Origin of the sequence: Rhodovarius sp., assembly GCF_040399605.1 — a bacterium.
Classification (GTDB): Bacteria; Pseudomonadota; Alphaproteobacteria; order Acetobacterales; family Acetobacteraceae; genus Rhodovarius; species Rhodovarius crocodyli_A.
Genome location: NZ_JBBARU010000004.1, coordinates 62,209 through 79,321, shown reverse-complemented (window position 1 = coordinate 79,321; position 17,113 = coordinate 62,209). Strand labels below are relative to the sequence as shown.

The 17,113-nt window shown below is 67.6% G+C and carries 18 protein-coding genes and 1 pseudogene; 7 read left to right on the top strand and 12 right to left on the bottom strand.

Annotation, left to right across the window (positions count from 1 at the left end; translation table 11 throughout):
• Positions 1-27: 27 nt before the first annotated feature.
• The 3 genes from ABWP84_RS02595 to ABWP84_RS02585 are packed head-to-tail and all read left to right on the top strand — an operon-like array spanning position 28 to position 4,065.
• A complete protein-coding gene (locus ABWP84_RS02595; RefSeq protein ID WP_353210433.1) occupies positions 28-1,323 on the top strand; it encodes an ArgE/DapE family deacylase in 1,296 nt (431 codons plus the stop codon).
• Complete coding sequence (locus ABWP84_RS02590; protein ID WP_353210432.1) at positions 1,323-2,573, top strand: Zn-dependent hydrolase; 1,251 nt, start codon at positions 1,323-1,325, stop codon at positions 2,571-2,573. Before ABWP84_RS02595 ends, ABWP84_RS02590 begins: the two co-directional genes overlap by 1 nt.
• A gap of 1 nt (position 2,574) precedes the next feature.
• Complete coding sequence (locus ABWP84_RS02585; RefSeq protein ID WP_353210431.1) at positions 2,575-4,065, top strand: M81 family metallopeptidase; 1,491 nt, start codon at positions 2,575-2,577, stop codon at positions 4,063-4,065.
• A gap of 18 nt (positions 4,066-4,083) precedes the next feature.
• Here ABWP84_RS02585 and ABWP84_RS02580 read toward each other — a convergent pair whose 3' ends face one another.
• The gene (locus tag ABWP84_RS02580) at positions 4,084-4,638 is read right to left on the bottom strand and encodes a hypothetical protein (protein ID WP_353210430.1); all 555 of its coding nucleotides are present in this window, start codon (positions 4,636-4,638) and stop codon (positions 4,084-4,086) included.
• A gap of 75 nt (positions 4,639-4,713) precedes the next feature.
• On the opposite strand from ABWP84_RS02580, the gene ABWP84_RS02575 reads away from it, so the two are divergent.
• The 4 genes from ABWP84_RS02575 (at position 4,714) to ABWP84_RS02560 (ending at position 8,904) form a co-directional block, all read left to right on the top strand.
• Positions 4,714-5,862: an ATP phosphoribosyltransferase regulatory subunit gene (locus tag ABWP84_RS02575; protein WP_353210429.1), complete on the top strand. Its 1,149-nt coding sequence runs from the start codon at positions 4,714-4,716 to the stop codon at positions 5,860-5,862.
• Complete coding sequence (locus tag ABWP84_RS02570; RefSeq protein WP_353210428.1) at positions 5,862-7,151, top strand: adenylosuccinate synthase; 1,290 nt, start codon at positions 5,862-5,864, stop codon at positions 7,149-7,151. The genes ABWP84_RS02575 and ABWP84_RS02570 overlap by 1 nt, the downstream gene beginning before the upstream one ends.
• A gap of 101 nt (positions 7,152-7,252) precedes the next feature.
• The gene (locus ABWP84_RS02565) at positions 7,253-7,555 is read left to right on the top strand and encodes a hypothetical protein (RefSeq protein WP_353210427.1); all 303 of its coding nucleotides are present in this window, start codon (positions 7,253-7,255) and stop codon (positions 7,553-7,555) included.
• A complete protein-coding gene (locus tag ABWP84_RS02560) occupies positions 7,552-8,904 on the top strand; it encodes an LLM class flavin-dependent oxidoreductase (protein WP_353210426.1) in 1,353 nt (450 codons plus the stop codon). Before ABWP84_RS02565 ends, ABWP84_RS02560 begins: the two co-directional genes overlap by 4 nt.
• Here ABWP84_RS02560 and ABWP84_RS02555 read toward each other — a convergent pair.
• The 11 genes and pseudogenes from ABWP84_RS02555 to ABWP84_RS02505 all read right to left on the bottom strand — a co-directional run bounded on the left by ABWP84_RS02555 (position 8,856) and on the right by ABWP84_RS02505 (position 16,994).
• Complete coding sequence (locus tag ABWP84_RS02555; RefSeq protein ID WP_353210425.1) at positions 8,856-9,023, bottom strand: DNA gyrase inhibitor YacG; 168 nt, start codon at positions 9,021-9,023, stop codon at positions 8,856-8,858. The genes ABWP84_RS02560 and ABWP84_RS02555 overlap by 49 nt on opposite strands.
• Positions 9,013-10,128: a ribonuclease E/G gene (locus tag ABWP84_RS02550; protein WP_353210424.1), complete on the bottom strand. Its 1,116-nt coding sequence runs from the start codon at positions 10,126-10,128 to the stop codon at positions 9,013-9,015. Before ABWP84_RS02550 ends, ABWP84_RS02555 begins: the two co-directional genes overlap by 11 nt.
• Positions 10,125-10,712, bottom strand: a complete 588-nt coding sequence (locus ABWP84_RS02545; protein WP_353210457.1) for a Maf family protein — start codon at positions 10,710-10,712, stop codon at positions 10,125-10,127. The genes ABWP84_RS02550 and ABWP84_RS02545 overlap by 4 nt, the downstream gene beginning before the upstream one ends.
• On the bottom strand, positions 10,697-10,915 hold the full coding sequence (infA, locus tag ABWP84_RS02540) for a translation initiation factor IF-1 (protein ID WP_353210423.1): 219 nt from the start codon (positions 10,913-10,915) through the stop codon (positions 10,697-10,699). Before infA ends, ABWP84_RS02545 begins: the two co-directional genes overlap by 16 nt.
• A 123-nt stretch (positions 10,916-11,038) precedes the next feature.
• A complete protein-coding gene (hisD, locus tag ABWP84_RS02535) occupies positions 11,039-12,319 on the bottom strand; it encodes a histidinol dehydrogenase (protein ID WP_353210422.1) in 1,281 nt (426 codons plus the stop codon).
• Entirely contained in the window at positions 12,316-12,999 is a 684-nt protein-coding gene (gene hisG, locus ABWP84_RS02530) for an ATP phosphoribosyltransferase (protein WP_353210421.1), read from the bottom strand. Before hisG ends, hisD begins: the two co-directional genes overlap by 4 nt.
• A 39-nt stretch (positions 13,000-13,038) precedes the next feature.
• The gene (gene murA, locus ABWP84_RS02525) at positions 13,039-14,298 is read right to left on the bottom strand and encodes a UDP-N-acetylglucosamine 1-carboxyvinyltransferase (RefSeq protein ID WP_353210420.1); all 1,260 of its coding nucleotides are present in this window, start codon (positions 14,296-14,298) and stop codon (positions 13,039-13,041) included.
• Positions 14,299-14,367: 69 nt separating this feature from the next.
• On the bottom strand, positions 14,368-14,922 hold the full coding sequence (gene dcd / locus ABWP84_RS02520) for a dCTP deaminase (RefSeq protein ID WP_353210419.1): 555 nt from the start codon (positions 14,920-14,922) through the stop codon (positions 14,368-14,370).
• 99 nt (positions 14,923-15,021) lie between these two features.
• Complete coding sequence (locus ABWP84_RS02515; protein ID WP_353210418.1) at positions 15,022-15,183, bottom strand: hypothetical protein; 162 nt, start codon at positions 15,181-15,183, stop codon at positions 15,022-15,024.
• Positions 15,184-15,199: 16 nt separating this feature from the next.
• A complete protein-coding gene (locus tag ABWP84_RS02510) occupies positions 15,200-16,009 on the bottom strand; it encodes an undecaprenyl-diphosphate phosphatase (protein WP_353210417.1) in 810 nt (269 codons plus the stop codon).
• Between the two features lie 43 nt (positions 16,010-16,052).
• Positions 16,053-16,994, bottom strand: a pseudogene (locus ABWP84_RS02505) (TRAP transporter substrate-binding protein).
• Between the last annotated feature and the right edge of the window lie 119 nt (positions 16,995-17,113).

Here is a 17,113-nt window from a genome sequence, read left to right as displayed (position 1 = left end):
GCGCGGCCTTGCGCCATACTCCGCGCCATGATTCCGCTCGACCCCGGCGCCCGGCGCGCCATCCTCCAGGCCTGTGATGGGCTGCGTGATGCCACTTTGGACAGTCTGTACCGCTTGGTGCGCTGCCCCAGCACCTTGGGCAATGAGGCCTCCGCCCTCGATGAAATGGCCCGACAATATGAGGCGCTGGGCCTCATGCCGCGCCGCATTCCGACGGTGCCGAACGGGGATGCGATCTTCTCGCCGCCGCTGATTCCCTATGAGGGGCGCGACAATGTGGTGGCAGTGCATCACCCGCGCGTGGCGCGGGGCCGGTCCCTGGTGTTGCAGGGCCATGTCGATGTGGTGCCCGAGGGGGCGGCGGATATGTGGGCCAGCCCGCCCTATGCGCCGGAGATTCGCGGCGGGCGGATTTATGGCCGTGGTGCGGGGGATATGAAGGGCGGTATCGCCGCCTATCTCATGGCCTTTGCGGCGCTGCGCCAGGCCGGGCTGCAACCCGCGGCCGAGGTGCAGATGCATGCGGTGATCGAGGAGGAATGCACCGGCAATGGCGCCGCCGCCTGCCTGCTCGCCTTGCCGAAATGCGATGCGGTGATCATCCCTGAGCCCGGCCCGGGGGTGGAGGCTCTCTACACCTGCGAGGTTGGTGTCGTCTGGGCCTGGGTGACGGTGAGTGGCCGGCCGGCCCATGTGCGCGACATGCAGGCTGGGCTGAATGCCATTGAGGCCGCCAATATCATCGCCGGCGCCTTCAAGGATTACGAGAATGAGCGCAACCGGGCGGAGAATATTCATCCGGTGTTTCATGGCGTGAACCATCCGGTGAATATAAATCTGGGCACCATCGAGGGCGGCGAGTGGAATTCCTCCGTCGCCACGCGCTGCCGGATTGGCCTGCGGGTGGGGGTGATGCTGGGCTATTCGGCGGCGCAGACCCGGGCCGATATCGAGGCGCTGGTGGCCCGGGCGGGGCAGCATGAGCGGCTGCGCGGCGCCACCATCAAGCTGGAATTCAAGGGTTTCATGGCTGAGGCCTGCGCCTTCGACACCGAGGCTGATATCGTCAAGCTAGTGCGGCGCAGCTATGCCGAGGCCACGGGTGGGCAATTGCGCGACTATCCCGCCACCGGCCTGACCGATGGCCGGCATTTCGTGCTCAATCAGGGCACGCCGGCGGCGGTGTTCGGCCCCGATGCGCAGGATATTCACGGCATTGATGAGAGCGTCGGGGTGGAGAGCATTCATGGCTGCACCCGGGCCATTGCCCTGGCCATGGCGGAATGGTGTGGGGTGGAGACATTGGCGGGGAGCCCAGAATAATGACCAATATCCCGCTCAGCGGCGCCCGCCTCTGGGATAGCCTGATGCAGATGGCGCAGATCGGCGGCACGCCCAAGGGCGGCTGCAACCGTCAGACGCTGACCGAACTGGATGGCCAGGGCCGCCATTTGCTGGCGCGCTGGGCCGCCGAGGTGGGCTGCAGCCTGACCGTGGACCGACTTGGCAATATGGCGCTGCGGCGCGAGGGCAGCGAGCCCGGCCGCAAGCCAGTGGCCTTTGGCAGCCATCTCGATACCCAGCCCACCGGCGGCAAATTTGATGGTATTCTGGGCGTGCTGGCCGGGCTTGAGATCATGCGCGCCTTGCATGAGGCCGGCGCCACCACCCGCGCCCCCCTGCTGCTGATCAATTGGACCAATGAGGAGGGGGCGCGCTTCTCGCCGCCGATGATGGGCAGCGGCGGCGCCATGGGTATTTTTCCGGAAGCGGAGGTGCTGGCCAAGACCGATACCGATGGCGTGGTGTTCGGCCAGGCGCTCTCGGCCATTGGCTGGGCCGGCACGGCGGAGCCCTCAGCCCTGGCCGATTGCGCCGCCTATCTCGAATTGCATATCGAGCAGGGCAAGCTGCTGGAGGATGGCGGCCATGATATTGGCGTGGTCACCCATGCGCTGGCCCAGCGCTGGTATGAGGTGACGGTAACGGGTGAGGAAGCCCATGGCGGCAGCCCCATGGCCAGTCGGCGCGATGCGCTGATGGGTGCGGCGGGGCTGATTGCGGCGGTGGAGGAGGTGGCGCTCGCCACCATCGCCCCCAGCGGTGAGCCGGGGCGGGGCACGGTGGGGCAGGTCACGATTTATCCCTCCTCGCGCAATATCACCCCCAGCCGGGTGTGGTTCTCCATCGATACCCGCCATGGCGACCCTGATTGCCTCGATGCCATGGGGGCGGCGCTGCGGGCGCGGGCGGCGGAGATTGCGGCTGCCCGGCATCTGACCATCACGGTGGAGGATTTCTGGTACAGCCCGCTCACGCCCTTTGATGCGCGCCTGGTGCAGCGCTGCCGCGATGCCGCCACCGCGCGCGGGTTGAACTGGCGCGATATCCCCACCGGTATCGGCCATGATGCGGTCTATGTCGCCCGCCGTGTGCCCACGGTGATGCTCTTCACCCCCTGCCATGGCGGGTTGAGCCATCATGAGGCGGAGAGCATTTCGCCCGAATGGGCAGAGGCGGGTTTGCGGGTTTTGGCCGATGCGGTGATCGCCACGGCGAATGAGGATATCTGAGATGCGCATAGCGATTGGCGGCTTCCTGCATGAAAGCCATTCCTTTGCCCCCCGGCCCACCGGCTGGCGGCAATTTTTTGAGGCTGGCGGCTTTCCCAATCTGCAATATGCCGCGGCGATGACCGACACGCTGCGCCCGCTTTCGGTGCCCGCGGGGGGCGCGATTGCGGTGGCTGAGGCGGCGGGGGCGGGGATCGTGCCCTTGGTGTGGTGCTTCGCCAATCCGGCCGGGCCGGTGACGCGGGAGGCGTTTGAGCGCATCGCCGGCATCATGCTGGCCGAACTCTCCCATGCGCTGGAGGCGGGCCCGCTGGATGGCGTTTATCTTGACCTGCATGGCGCCATGGTCAGTGATGATTTTCCCGATGCCGAGGGCGAATTGCTGCGCCGGGTGCGCGCGGTGGTCGGCCCCGATATCCCCATCACCGCCAGCCTCGACCCGCATGCCAATATGACGGCGCAGATGGTGGCGCTGAGCGATGCGCTGGTGCCCTTCCGCACCTATCCCCATGTGGATATGCGCGATGCCGGCGCCCAGGCGATGCGGCTGCTGCTGCGCCTGGTGGGCGGCGAGCCACGTTGGGCCAAGGCGTTTCGTGAGGTGGATTTCCTGGTGCCGCTCACCAGCCAATGCACGCTGGTGGAGCCGATGGCCGGGGTGATGGAGACCCGGGCGCGGCTGGGCGAGGGCGTGGTGGAACTCGCCTATTGCTTTGGCTTTCCCTATGCCGATTTCCCCGGCTGTTCCCAGGCCATCGCGGCTTATGGCGAGAATGCCGAGGCCGCGGCTGATGCCCTGCTGGCCGAGATCAATGCGCGTGAGGCGCAATTCATGGGCGGCGTCATGCCGGCGGCCGATGCGGTGCGCGAGGCCATGCGAATCGCCGCCACCGCCACCCGCCCGGTGGTGATTGCCGATACCCAGGACAATCCGGGCGGCGGCGGCCATGGTGATACTACCGGCCTGCTGGCCGAATTGATCGCCCAGAATGCGCAAGGCGCGGTGCTGGCGGTGATGAATGACGCCGAGAGTGCTGCCGCCTGCCACGCGGCCGGGCTGGGGGCCACGCTCAGCCTTTCATTGGGTGGCCGCAGTGACGGCGTGCCGCTGGCGGTGACCGGCGTGGTCGAGGTGCTGAGCGAGGGCAATTTCACCCTCTCTGGCCCGATGGGCGCAGGCAATCCGGCCGGGCTTGGCCCTTCAGCGCTGCTGCGGGTGGCGCCGGGCGTGCGGGTGGTGGTGGTCTCGCGCAAAATGCAGGCGCATGACCAGGAGGTGTTCCGCTTCCTGGGCGTGGAGCCGGCGGCGCAGAAGATCGTGGCGGTGAAGTCGAGCGTGCATTTCCGGGCGCATTTCCAGCCCATGGCCGAGACGGTGCTGGTGGCCGCAGCGCCCGGGCCGGTGGTGGCTGACCCGGCGACGCTGCCCTTTACCAATCTGCGCCCCGGCTTGCGGTTGCGGCCGGGGGATAATCGGCGTTTCGGCGGCTGAGCCGCCGGGGGTTTCGCCTCAGAGGCGGCCCTGATTGCCGCCGCGCGAGGAGCCGAATTCCACCACCGCAGCGCCGGAAGCGGCTTCCACTTCCCTGATCCGCGGCAGGCTGGTGAGCCGGCCGATCAGGTTGGGGCCATAGGCGGCCAGGGCGGCTTCGGCAGCGGCACGGTTACCGCTGCTCAACTCGCGCACCGCGATCCGCAGGTCATTCTCCAGCCGTCTGGAATCGGCCGAAGCCGGGATATTGGCGGCCTGGCGCAAAGCGCGCTGGCCCTCGCGCATGCTGTGGATGGTCTCGAAGCTTGCGGTGGTGGCGAAGCGCGGATTGGTGGTGAAATTGCGGTGGAGATACTCCAACTGCGCCGTGCCGAAGCAGGCGGCGATGGGGTTGTCATGCCACAGCGAGGTGTCACCAAAGGCCCGCTGGGCGCTAAAAGCCGCAGTTCGCACGCCATCGGCGGCGCCGCGCACAACGTCACCATCGGCGAGCATGAACTCATTATCGGTGACCGGATTCACCGCGCAGGCGGCGAGGGGAAGAAGGAGGAGGAGGCGTCGTGTGTTCAGCATGGGTTAAGCTTAGCAGCCAATGGCGCGTCTGTCTGTTTCCATATGCAACACGCTGTGCCACACCGCGCCCGCGCCATGACAGATGACACACCCAACCCCGCCCTGCTGCCCGCCGGCCTGATCGACGCGCTGCCCCCCGCCGCCGAGCGGGAGGCAGCACTTGTCGAAGCCCTGATGGCGGTCTTTGCCGGGCATGGCTATGAGCGGGTGAAGCCGCCGCTGCTGGAATTTGAGGATTCGCTGCTGGCCGGATCGGGCGCCGCCGTGGCCGAGCAGACCTTCCGGCTGATGGACCCGGTCAGCCAGCGCATGATGGGGCTGCGGGCCGATACCACGCCGCAGATCGCCCGCATTGCCGCAACCCGGCTGGGAGGGCAGGCCCGGCCGCTGCGGCTGTCCTATGCCGGCCAGGTGTTGCGGGTGCGTGGCACCGAGCTTTCGCCCGAGCGCCAGGTGGCCCAGGCGGGTATCGAGATCATTGGCGGCGCGGCGCCCCAGGCCGATGCCGAGGTGGCGTTGGTGGCGGTGGAGGCGCTGCTGGCGGTGGGCGTCAGTGGTCTCTCGCTCGATATCACCCTGCCCACCATGACCCCCCGCCTGCTGGAGGAGGCCGGCCTCAGCGGTGCCGCCGCCACCCGCCTTGCCCGCGCGCTTGACCGCAAGGATGCAGCCGCCGTCGCCACCCTGGCCGAAGGGGCGGGGCCGATCGCTGGGATGCTGCCGGCACTGCTCAATGCCGCCGGCCCTGCCATGGCGGCGCTTGCCGTGCTGCGGGATCTCGCCCTGCCGCCCGGTGCGCGGGCGATTGCCGATAATGCCGCCACCGTGGTGGCCGCCATTCGTGCCGCCGCGCCGGACCTCGCCATCACCCTCGACCCGGCGGAATATCGCGGCTTCCGCTACCATGTGGGCGTGGCCTTCACAATTTATGGCTCCGGCCGCACCGGGGAATTGGCGCGTGGCGGGCGTTACCTCTCGCATCATGATGAGCCGGCGACGGGCATGACGCTCTACCCCGATGCGGTGCGCCGCGCCGCGCAGCCCAGCGCCCATCGCCCACGGCTCTTTCTGCCTTTGGGCCATGATGTGGTGGCGGCGCGCGCATTTCGGGCGCAGGGTTACGCCACCGTGGCCGCGCTTTCGGCGGCCGACAGCGCCATCGCCTTGCGCTGCACCCATGAATTGCGCGGCAGCGAGGCCGCGGCGCTGGAGGAACAAGCATAATGGCCAATGTCGCAATCATCGGCGCGCAATGGGGCGACGAGGGCAAGGGCAAGGTGGTGGACTGGCTGGCCAGCCGGGCCGATATCGTCGTGCGCTTCCAGGGCGGCCATAATGCCGGCCATACGCTCGTGGTGGGTGACACCACCTATAAGCTCTCGCTGCTGCCTTCGGGCGTGGTGCGCGGCAAGCTCGGCATCATCGGCAATGGCGTGGTGCTGGACCCCGATGCGCTGTTTTCCGAGATCGACAAGGTGCGCGCCCAGGGGCTTGATGTCGGCCCGCATAATCTGCGCTTGGCCGAAAATACGCCGCTGATTTTGCCGCTTCACCCGGCACTCGACCGCGCGCGGGAAGCGGCGCGCGGCGAGGACAAGATCGGCACCACCGGCCGCGGCATCGGCCCCGCCTATGAGGATAAGGTGGGCCGGCGCTCCATTCGGGTGTGTGACCTGGCGGAGCCGGAGACGCTGAGCGCCAAGCTGGATGAATTGCTGCTGCACCATAATTCGCTGCTGCGCGGGCTGGGTTCGCCGGAATTCGAAAAGCAGCCGCTGCTCGATGCGCTGCTGGCCCTGGCGCCGCGCCTGCTGCCCTATGCCGAGGCGGTGTGGGAAACGCTGGACGCCGCGCGCATCGATGGCAAGCGCGTGCTATTCGAGGGTGCGCAGGCGGTGATGCTCGATGTCGATCACGGCACCTACCCCTATGTCACCAGCAGCAACACGGTGGCGGGCAATGCCGCGGCCGGTGCCGGGGTTGGGCCGAACGCCATCGGCACGGTGCTGGGCATTGCCAAGGCCTATGCCACCCGGGTGGGCAGCGGGCCTTTCCCGTCTGAACTGTTCGACGATACCGGCAAGCTGCTGGGCGAGCGCGGCCACGAATTCGGCACGGTGACCGGGCGGCCCCGGCGCTGCGGCTGGTTCGATGCCGCCATGGTGCGCCAGGCGGTGAAGATCGGCGGGGTGAACGGCCTGGTGCTGACCAAGCTGGATGTGCTCGATGGCCTGCCGGAATTGCAGATTTGCGTGGGCTACCGCGTGAATGGCGTGGCGATGAAGCGCCTGCCGGCCGGCATGCGGGCCCAGGCGGCGGCGGAGCCGATTTTTGAGGTGATGCAGGGCTGGGCCGGTTCCACCCGCGGTGCCCGCAGCTATGCCGAATTGCCGGCCGAGGCGGTGAAATATGTCCGCCGTATCGAGGAATTGGTGGAGGCGCCGGTGATGATGCTCAGCACCTCGCCTGACCGGGATGATACGATTGCCTTGCGGGACCCGTTTGCGGGATAGCACCCCGGTCGCAGCCTTGCGCCATGTTCATTGGGCAAGCCCCGGCTGCTCTGGTAGGAAGCAACGGGGGCGCCGCGACCCCCGGTATTCGAGGAACCGTCATGCGCCGCATCATCCTGCTCGCCAGCCTGCTCCCAGCCGTTGCCCTGGCGCAGTCCCCGCAATGCTGGATCACCTATCAGGGCTTCCATGACCACGTGCAGCACATCGACCTGGAGATGTGCCCGAACAACACGCCCGATGCCGAGCAGGGCTTCTGCCGCGCCGCCATCTCCGGCGACACGCTGACCATCTACACCTTCCGACACAACGCGGCCGCCGACACTGCCTGCCTGACCGGCGTGCTGCGCCAGGACCTCAACAGCTTCATGGCCACGCAGGGCGTGACCTTCATCAAGCCTTGAGGCCGATCGCCCTCAACGCCTTTGACATGGCCTGTGTGGGCCACATCCAGCACGGGATGTGGACCCACCCGCGTGACACCAGCGCGAATTATAACCAGCTCTCGCATTGGCTCGGCCTCGCCCGCCTGCTGGAGCGCGGGCTGTTTGATGGCCTGTTTCTGGCCGATGTGCTGGGGATTTATGACGTGCTGGATGGCAGCGCGGATGCCGCCCTGCGTCACGCCGTGCAGGTGCCATTGCTTGACCCGCCGATGATCGTGCCGGCCATGGCCGCCGTCACCACCCATCTGGGTTTCGGTATCACCGCCAATCTCTCCTATGAGGCGCCTTATCTCTTTGCCCGGCGGATGAGCACGCTGGACCATCTGACGAATGGCCGCATCGGCTGGAACATCGTCACCGGCTATCTGGACAGCGCGGCGCGGGCCATGGGGCTGGCAGCCCAACTCCAGCATGATGACCGCTACGATATGGCCGATGAATACATGGCGGTCGTGGGGAAACTCTGGGAGGAGTCCTGGGATGATGATGCGGTGCTGCGCGAGCGGGGCGGCGCCTTCACCGACCCCGCCCGGGTGCGGGCCATCCATCATCATGGGCGGCAATACCGCATCGATGCGCCGCATCTTTGCGAGCCCTCGCCGCAGCGCACGCCGGTGCTCTATCAGGCCGGCGCTTCGCCACGCGGGTTGGCCTTTGCGGCGCGGCACGCCGAATGCGTGTTTATGAATGGTGGGCCGCCGGCGGTGGTGGGGCAGGGCATTGCCCGGCTGCGGGGATTGGGCGGGCGGCCGAAGAAGGTGTTTGTCGGCGCCACCCTGGTGCTGGGCCGCACCGATGCTGAAGCCGCGGACAAGCTGGCGGAATACCGGGCGCATTCCTCGGTGGAGGGCGCGCTGGCCCATGCCGCGGCCTCGCTGGGGCTGGATTTCAACCGCTTTGGCCTTGATGAGCCGATCACCGCCCAGAGCAACGCGATCCAGTCCAATGTCACCGCCATGGCGCGGGCCATGGGCGGCACGCTCACCCGGCGGGGGCTGATCGACCAGTTCATCCTGGGCAGCCGGCAGAAGCCGATTGCGGGCAGTGCCGAGCGTGTGGCGGAGACGTTGATCGCCTATGCCGCCGAATCAGGTGCGGATGGGTTCAACCTCTCCCGCACCGTCTTCCCGGAATGTCTGGAGGATGTGGTGCAATTGCTCATTCCGGCGCTGCAGGAACGTGGCGCCTATAAGCGGGAATATGCTGCCGGGACTTATCGCGAAAAGCTGTTCGGGCCAGGGGCACGATATATCGCGCGCTACTCGACCTCGTCTTCCTCGCCCAATGGCTTGCCCGGCACCGCGTAGCTCTCGGTGAACCAGCGGCCGAGATCGACCTGGCGGCAGCGTTCCGAACAAAATGGCCGCAGCGGTGCGGGGGCGGCGGGCTTGCGGCAGATCGGGCAGGGTTTTTGGTCACGCGGCATCGGTGATCCCGCTTTCGCCAGGTGTCAGGGTCAGGGCATGACCGGCGGCGCGTTCATATTCCGCCAGTGCGTCCGGTAGCGCGCGCAGGGCGGCCAGCATGGCCGGAGGGGCATGCAGCGCCAGGCGGCGATGTGGCGCGTGGGCGGCCTCACGTCCCGCGATTCGCAGCAGGGCGAGGCCTGGGGTGAGGGGTCCGGCCAGGGTCTCGGAAAGCGGGGGATGGATGCGGGCGCGGCGCAGCTCAAACAGGCCCAGCGGCCCGGTGCCGAGGCATTCCGCCAGACGGTCGGGCGCCAGGGCCTCGCGCAGCGCGGGTTCGAGCGCCGCGCGGTCTCGCGCCGCCATGCCGGCAGCGTCGATAAGAATACCGCCGGCGCAATTGCGCAGCCTGATCTGCCGTGCCGCCTCGCGCAGGGCGGCGGCGTTCAGCGCCTGGGTGGCCGTGCGGTCGGCGCCGGCATGGCTGCCGGCATCGACATCGATGGCGGTGAGCGCATGGGTGGTCTGGATGATCAGCCGACCGCCGCCTTCCAGGGGAAGGCTGGGCGAGGCCAGGGCTTCGAATTCGGCCTCGATCTCGTCATCGAAGGCGCGGGCGACCAGGCGGGCGCCGAGCCGGGCGGCCTCGGTCGCGTCATCGGCGAGAATCTGTGCCTGGGGGTAGGCGGCGCGCAGCCGCATGGCCGCATCCGGCCCGCGCTCGATCAGCCCCGGCTGGGTGGCGGCCAGGGGCGGCGCACGCTTGACCGAGACCCGTGGGCCCTTCGCACCTTGCGCCGCGCGGGTGACGCGCACCACCAGCAGGCGGCCTTCTTGCACCACCTCGCGCAGCGGGCGGCGGGAGAGGCTGGCCTCGGATTCTGGCAGAAAGCCGGTCTGGCCGTCGGGCAGGGTGAGAAAGGCCCCGGCCATGGCGGGGGCGACAGCGGAGACATGCGCGGCCAGGACATCGCCCACGCCATCGGGCCGCGCCGGGCGCTCCACCCAGGCCTCGGTCACGACATCATCGAGGATGAGGGCCACGCGCCGCTCGCCCGGCGAACGGCTGACGCGGATGATCGCCTGGACCGGGCTTTCGGGCCGTGTATCGGCAGCGACGCTCATGGCCGCAGCCACCCCACCCCGCGTAGCAATTGCGCCGTTTCGAATAGCGGTAGGCCGACGATATTGGACCAGGAGCCGGACATGAAGCGCACCCAGGCCTCGGCACTGCCCTGGATGGCGTAGCCGCCGGCCTTGCCCTGCCATTCTGTACCGTCGAGATAGGCCTCGATCTGCGCTGTGGTCAGGCGCTGGAAGGCGACGACGGAGGTGACAAGGCGGGTGCGCAGCTTTTGCCCGGGAACCGCCAGGGCCACGCCGGTATGCACCCGGTGGCGCCGGCCTGAGAGCATGGTGAGGAAGGCGCGGGCCTCGGCCGCATCGGCGGGTTTGCCCAGGATACGGCGCCCCACGCCCACCACGGTATCAGCCGCCAGAACTAGGGCCTCGGGCGAGGCCATGGCCCCGGCCTTCAGGGCGCAAAGGCGCTCAGCCAGCTTATGCGGCAATTCGGCGGGCAATGGAGTCTCGTCCAAATCGGCCGGGCGGATCGCCTGGGGCACCACGCCAATCCTGGCCAAAAGCTCCAGGCGCCGCGGGCTGGCGGAGGCGAGGACGAGCGGTAGGCCGGTTACTTGAAGCGAAATGTGATGCGACCCTTGGTCAGGTCGTAGGGTGTCATCTCGACATTCACCCGGTCCCCCGCCAGCACGCGGATGCGGTTCTTGCGCATCTTGCCGGAGGTATGGGCGAGCACGAGGTGCTCATTGTCCAGCTTGACCCGGAACATGGCGTTGGGAAGCAACTCCATGACCTGACCGCTGAATTCGATCATGTCCTCTTTAGACATACGCGCTCATTGTCGAACAACCTTGCTGGATTTGGGCGAAAAGCGCCCGCGAATAAGGGATTGCGTCGCGCCCATCGGGGCCGCGTCGCCCGCAACATGGTTCTGTCGGCTCTCCAGGTCAAGTCAGGAGAGGCGCAGCGCCACGCTTTGGCCATGCGCGGTAAGGCCCTCGGCCTCGGCCAGGGCGACGGCGGCGGGGCCGATGGCCCGCAAACCTTCCTGCTCGGCCGCCACCCAGGTGGTGCGCTTGAGGAAGTCAAACACCGATAATCCCGAGGCGAAACGCGCAGAACGCCCGGTGGGCAGCACATGGTTGGGGCCAGCGACGTAATCGCCCAGCGCCTCGGGGCACCAGCGGCCCAGGAAGGCGGCCCCCGCATGGCGGATCTGGCCGAACAGCGCGGCGGGTTCCGCCGTCATGATCTGCAGATGTTCAGGGGCGAGGCGGTTGGTCAATGCCACCGCCTCATCCCAGTCGCGTACCAGCACAATTGCGCCATGCGCGGCCCAGCTGGCCGCGGCGATGGCCCGGCGCGGCAGGGTGAGAAGGGCTGCCTCGACAGCCGCGGCCACGGCAGCGGCAAAGCCTGCGTCATTGGTGATGAGGATGCTCTGCGCCGCCTCGTCATGCTCGGCCTGGGCGAGCAAATCCATCGCGACATGGGTGGGGTCATTATCGGCATCGGCCAGCACCACCACCTCAGAGGGGCCGGCGATGCTGTCGATGCCCACGCGGCCAAAGACCTGGCGCTTGGCCTCGGCCACATAGGCATTGCCTGGGCCGACGATGCGGTCCACCGCGGCGATGCTTTCGGTGCCCCAGGCCATGGCGGCCACAGCCTGGGCGCCGCCGACGCGGAACACCTCCGTCACACCCGCACGCCTGGCTGCCGCCAGCACCAGCGGGTTGAGCAGCCTGCCGGGGGTGGGCACGCACATGCACACCCGCCCCACCCCGGCCACGCGGGCGGGAATGGCGTTCATCAGCACCGAGGAGGGATAGGCCGCCTTGCCGCCGGGCACATAGAGCCCCACCGCATCCAACGCGCCCCAGCGCATGCCCAAGGTTAGCCCTGCCGGGTCGTTGATCGTGATATCGGCGGGGAGTTGGGCACGATGAAACGCCTCGATCCGCGCCGCCGCCATATCCAGCGCGGCCAGAAGGTCGGGCGCGATGGCGGCCTCAGCCTCGGCCAATTCATCGGCGGTGACGCGCAGCAGGCCGGGCTGCCAGCCATCGAAGCGGGCGGTGTAGTCCGCCAGCGCGGCATCGCCACGGGCGCGGATGGCAGCGATGATCTCTGCCACCGCGCCGCCCACGGCAGCGGTGGTCTCGCGCGCCTCATCCAGCAGGGCGGCGAAATCGGCCTCGAAGCCGGGGTCACGCGTGTTCAGATGCTTCACGCTATGGCATCCCGGAAGCGGGCCAGCAGGGCGCCGATTCGCTCGGGCATGGTCTTGAGCGCCGAGCGGTTGACGATGACGCGTGAGGTGATTTCGGCGATCACCTCGGTCTCATGCAGGCCATTGGCCTTGAGGGTGGCACCGGTGGCTACGAGGTCAACAATCACCTTGGACAGGCCGAGCGCCGGGGCCAATTCCATGGCGCCGTTGAGATGCACCACCTCGGCCTGTACCCCGCGCGCGGCGTAGTGTTTGCGGGCGATATTGGGGTATTTTGTGGCCACGGCGATCCGCGACCAGCGGGAGGGGTCATCGGCGGGCGCATCCACCGGCCCGGCCACCGAAACCCGGCAATAGCCGATGCCCAGATCCAGCGGTGCGTAGATTTCCTGATAGTCGAATTCCATCAGCACATCGCCGCCGCAGACGCCGATCTGCGCTGCGCCATGCGCCACGAAGGTTGCGACATCGAAGGGGCGGACGCGGATGACATCCACCGCCGCATCCTCGGTCTCGAAGCGCAGGCGGCGGCTGTCTTCATCGGCGCAATCGGCGGCCGGGGTGAGGCCGGCGCGTTTGAGCACCGGCATCAGCTCCTTCAGGATGCGGCCCTTGGGCAGGGCCAGCACCAGCGGCTGGGTGGTGGCCATGATGGTGGGGGAGGGGAGGGGCTGGTCCATGGTGGTGTTACCTGGGGGCCTGGGATGATAGGGCGATGCTCATGCCAGCCGCTCGATATCGGCGCCCACGGCGGCCAGTTTTTCCTCCAGCCGCTCATAGCCGCGGTCGAGGTGATAGACGCGGTTGACCACTGTCTCGCCCTGCGCGGCGAGGCCGGCCAGCACGAGGGAGACCGAGGCGCGCAAATCGGTGGCCATCACCGGCGCGCCTGAGAGTTTTTGCACGCCGCGCACAATGGCCGAGGCGCCATGCACATTGATGCGAGCACCCATCCGCGCCAGCTCGGGCACATGCATGAAGCGGTTTTCAAAAATGGTCTCGGTGACCATGGAGGCGCCCTGTGCCACGCACATCAGCGCCATGAACTGCGCCTGCATATCGGTGGCAAAACCGGGGAAGGGCTCGGTCACGACATCCACGCCATGCAGGCCGTTCATGCGCGCAATGCGCAGGCCCGCCGGTTCCTCATTCACGCCCACGCCGGCCTCGCGCAGCACCCGCGCCACGGCGCCCAGATGGTCCAGCCGGGCGCCCTGCAAGAATACCTCGCCACCGGTGATGGCAGCGGCGCAGGCATAGGTTCCGGCCTCGATGCGGTCCATCACCACCGGATGGGTGGCGCCGGTCAGCGCTGCCACGCCGGTGACCCGCAGCCTATCGGTGCCGATGCCCTCGATCCGCGCGCCCATGCGTATCAGGCAAAGGGCGAGATCCTCGATCTCCGGCTCGCGCGCGGCATTGACCAGCTCGGTCTCGCCATCGGCGAGGGTGGCGGCCATCAGCAGGTTCTCGGTGGCGCCCACGCTGACGACTGGGAAGATGATGCGCGCGCCCTTCAGGCCGCCGGCTGGGGCGCGGGCCTCGATATAGCCAGCCTCGACGGTGATGGTGGCGCCCATCGCCTCCAGGCCCTTCAGGTGAAGGTCCACCGGCCTGGTTCCGATGGCGCAGCCGCCGGGCAGCGAGACGCGGGCCACGCCGTGGCGGGCCACCAGCGGTCCCAGCACCAGCACCGATGCGCGCATTTTCCGCACAATATCGTAGGGCGCCTCATTGCCCGTGGCGGGCCCGGCCAGGGCCAGCGTGCGGGCCGCCTTGTCATGCACCACATCCATGCCGAGATGCTGCAGCAGCGCCGTCATCGTCGCCACATCGGCCAGGTTGGGCACATTCTGTAGATGAAGGGGGGAGCCGGCCAGCAGTGCCGAGGGCATCAGCGCCAGCACGGCATTCTTCGCGCCGGAGACGGAGATGCTGCCCGATAGCGGCTTGCCGCCGCGGATGCGAATGCGGTCCATGTCTCAGCCGAGCCCCATGATGGCGCGATGTGGGGGGGCGCACCGCTTGGTTGTTTGATAGGCCATGGCTCAGAGCCTCGGCAAGGCGACGCCGCGCTGGCCCATGTATTTTCCAGCGCGGTCGGCATAGCTCACCTCAGGGGCGCTTTCGCCCTTGAGGAAGAGGAACTGGCAAATGCCTTCATTGGCATAGACCCGGGCGGGCAGCGGCGTGGTGTTGCTGATCTCGATCGTCACCTGGCCCTCCCATTCCGGCTCGAGCGGCGTGACATTCACGATCAGACCGCAGCGGGCATAGGTGGATTTGCCGAGGCAGATCACCAGCACATCGCGCGGGATGCGGAAATACTCGATGGTCGAGGTCAGCACGAAGGAATTGGGCGGGATGATGCAAACCGGGCCGGTGCGGGTGACGAAACCCGTCTCCGAGAAGGCTTTGGGGTCCACCACCGCATTATCGACATTGGTGAAAACCTTGAATTCATCCGCCGCCCGGGCGTCATAGCCGAAGGAGGAGAGGCCGTAGCTGATCACGCCCTCGCGCTTTTGGTTCTCCACGAAGGGCTCGATCATGCCGTGATCGGTCGCCATGCGACGGATCCAGTGGTCGGGCATGATGGGCATGGGGCGGAATCCGGCCTTGGGCTAGGGTTGGGAGGCAGGGTCTAGACCAGCCGGGGGGTAGGGGCAACGGCGCCGCCATCGAGGCGGCCATGCGCGGGACTAGGTCTTGTCGGGGGCTTTTTCGCGCGGGGCGGGTTCGGGGCTGGGCGGGGGCGGCTCTTCCTCGCGGGCGCGGGCCTGTTGCTTGCGGCGCTTGAGATTGTCCCGCAGGGCCTGGGCCAGGCGGGCCTCGCGTTTTGGGTCGTGCGGATGGGCTGGCATGGGAGGCTGGCGGCCGTTAGCCCGCAATCGCCAGGGCAGCCAGCATCACAAGCCCAAGGCCGATGCGGTACCAGCCAAACGGCGTGAAGCCGATGCGCCCGATGATGGCGATGACCGCGCGCACCACCAGCAAGGCCACCACGAAGGCCGTGACGAATCCGATCACGATCTGCCCCAGCCCATCGAGCGAGAGTTCATGGCGGGCCTTCAGCAGCGAATAGGCCGAAGCGGCGAGCATGGTGGGAATGGCCAGCACGAAAGAGAATTCGGCCGCGGCCCGGCGATCCACCCCGCAGAGCAGGGCGGTGATGATGGTCGCCCCCGAGCGCGAGGTGCCCGGGATCATCGCCAAGGCCTGGCCGAAGCCCACCAGAAGCGCGGTCAGCGGCCCGATCTCGGCCACCGAATGGATGCTGGGGGTCAGCACCCGCCGCTCGATGAGAATAATGGCAATGCCGCCCAGGATGAGCGCCACGCTCACCACCCAGGGGTTGAACAGCAGGCTGGTGATGGTGGAATGCAGCGTCGCCCCCAGCACCATCGCCGGCAGGAAGGCGAGCAGGATATTGGTGGCATAGAAGCGTTCCGCCGTGCGCGGCCGCCACATGCCCAAACCCACCGCCAGCAGCCTTCGCCAATAGATCACCACCACGGCGAGGATGGCGCCGAGTTGGATGGCGATTTCGAAGACTTTGCCGGGCGGGCCCCTAAAGCCGATGGCATGGCCGAGCAGGATCAGGTGCCCGGTGGAGGAGATGGGGAGAAACTCGGTCAGCCCCTCGATGATACCCATGAGGAGCGCGGCAAGCAGGGGGTGCGATTCCATTCCTGCCTTCTAGGCCCGCGCCCCTCGCTTCGAAAGGGGCGGCTTACTGCTGCGCCGCCGCGGTGAAGGCGAAATTGTCGAAGCTGTTTTCGCTGACGCGGTGCCACTGGAACATCTCGCCGCGATAGGCCCTGTAGCTGTCCATGATGGTCTTGAACCGCGCATTGCGGCTGCCGAGGTCGCCGACCATCTCCTCATTGGCGCGCCAGGCGGCCTGGAGGATTTCGCGCGGCCAGAAGCGCAACTGCGCGCCAGCGGCGATGAGGCGGCGCAGCGCCTGGGGGTTCAGGTGGTCATAACGCGCCACCATGTCGCTATCAGCCTCGGCGCAGGCCAACTCGATGGCGTGCTTATAGAGGTCCGGCAGGGCATTATAGGCGCGGATATTGCTCATGAAATGCAGCCGGGCGCCGGGTTCCCAGAAGCCGGGTGCGTAGTAGAACCGTGCCACGCGCACGTAATTCGCGCGCTCATCATCATGCGGGCCGACGAATTCGGCGGCATCGATCACGCCGCGCTCCAGGCTGGGATAGATATCGGCCGGCGCGGTCAGCACCGGGGCGGCGCCCAGCCGGGTGAAGAGTTGGCCGGCGAGGCCGGTGATGCGGAATTTCAGGCCCTGAAGGTCCGTCAGGCTGCGGATCTCATTGCGGAACCAGCCGCCCATTTGCGCCCCGGTATCGCCCGCGGTATGGCCGATGATGTTGTATTCACGGAATAAATCCGCCGCCAACTGGTTGCCGCCGCCAAAGCGTGTTCAGGCCGTCATCTGCCGGGTGTTCAGGCCGAAGCTCATGGCAGTGAAGGGGGCGAAGGCGATGTCCTTGCCGATGTAATAATAAGCGGCGGTATGCCCGGCCTCGATCGTGCCGGCCTGGACCGCGTCGAGCACCTGCAAACCGCCGACGATTTCACCGGCTGGGAAGGTGGTGATGCGGAATTTATTGTCGGTGAGCTGGGCGACCCGGGCGGCGATACGCTCCATGGTGCCGTAGAGCACGTCGAAGACGCGCGGGAAGGAGCTGGCAGCCCGCCAGCGCACCTCTGGCGTGGCGCTCTGTGCCAGGGCGGGGGTGGCGAGGGCGGCGGCCGAGAGGGCGGCGG

Excerpts from the sequence above, each read along its gene's own strand:
- hisG (WP_353210421.1), bottom strand. The coding sequence starts at position 12,999 with ATGGACCAGCCCCTCCCCTCCCCCACCATCATGGCCACCACCCAGCCG.
- ABWP84_RS02565 (WP_353210427.1), top strand. The coding sequence starts at position 7,253 with ATGCGCCGCATCATCCTGCTCGCCAGCCTGCTCCCAGCCGTTGCCCTG.
- ABWP84_RS02595 (WP_353210433.1), top strand. The coding sequence starts at position 28 with ATGATTCCGCTCGACCCCGGCGCCCGGCGCGCCATCCTCCAGGCCTGT.
- murA (WP_353210420.1), bottom strand. The coding sequence starts at position 14,298 with ATGGACCGCATTCGCATCCGCGGCGGCAAGCCGCTATCGGGCAGCATC.
- ABWP84_RS02550 (WP_353210424.1), bottom strand. The coding sequence starts at position 10,128 with ATGAGCGTCGCTGCCGATACACGGCCCGAAAGCCCGGTCCAGGCGATC.
- ABWP84_RS02570 (WP_353210428.1), top strand. The coding sequence starts at position 5,862 with ATGGCCAATGTCGCAATCATCGGCGCGCAATGGGGCGACGAGGGCAAG.
- ABWP84_RS02580 (WP_353210430.1), bottom strand. The coding sequence starts at position 4,638 with ATGCTGAACACACGACGCCTCCTCCTCCTTCTTCCCCTCGCCGCCTGC.
- ABWP84_RS02590 (WP_353210432.1), top strand. The coding sequence starts at position 1,323 with ATGACCAATATCCCGCTCAGCGGCGCCCGCCTCTGGGATAGCCTGATG.
- ABWP84_RS02585 (WP_353210431.1), top strand. The coding sequence starts at position 2,575 with ATGCGCATAGCGATTGGCGGCTTCCTGCATGAAAGCCATTCCTTTGCC.
- ABWP84_RS02575 (WP_353210429.1), top strand. The coding sequence starts at position 4,714 with ATGACAGATGACACACCCAACCCCGCCCTGCTGCCCGCCGGCCTGATC.
- infA (WP_353210423.1), bottom strand. The coding sequence starts at position 10,915 with ATGTCTAAAGAGGACATGATCGAATTCAGCGGTCAGGTCATGGAGTTG.
- ABWP84_RS02515 (WP_353210418.1), bottom strand. The coding sequence starts at position 15,183 with ATGCCAGCCCATCCGCACGACCCAAAACGCGAGGCCCGCCTGGCCCAG.
- ABWP84_RS02555 (WP_353210425.1), bottom strand. The coding sequence starts at position 9,023 with ATGCCGCGTGACCAAAAACCCTGCCCGATCTGCCGCAAGCCCGCCGCC.
- ABWP84_RS02510 (WP_353210417.1), bottom strand. The coding sequence starts at position 16,009 with ATGGAATCGCACCCCCTGCTTGCCGCGCTCCTCATGGGTATCATCGAG.
- dcd (WP_353210419.1), bottom strand. The coding sequence starts at position 14,922 with ATGCCCATCATGCCCGACCACTGGATCCGTCGCATGGCGACCGATCAC.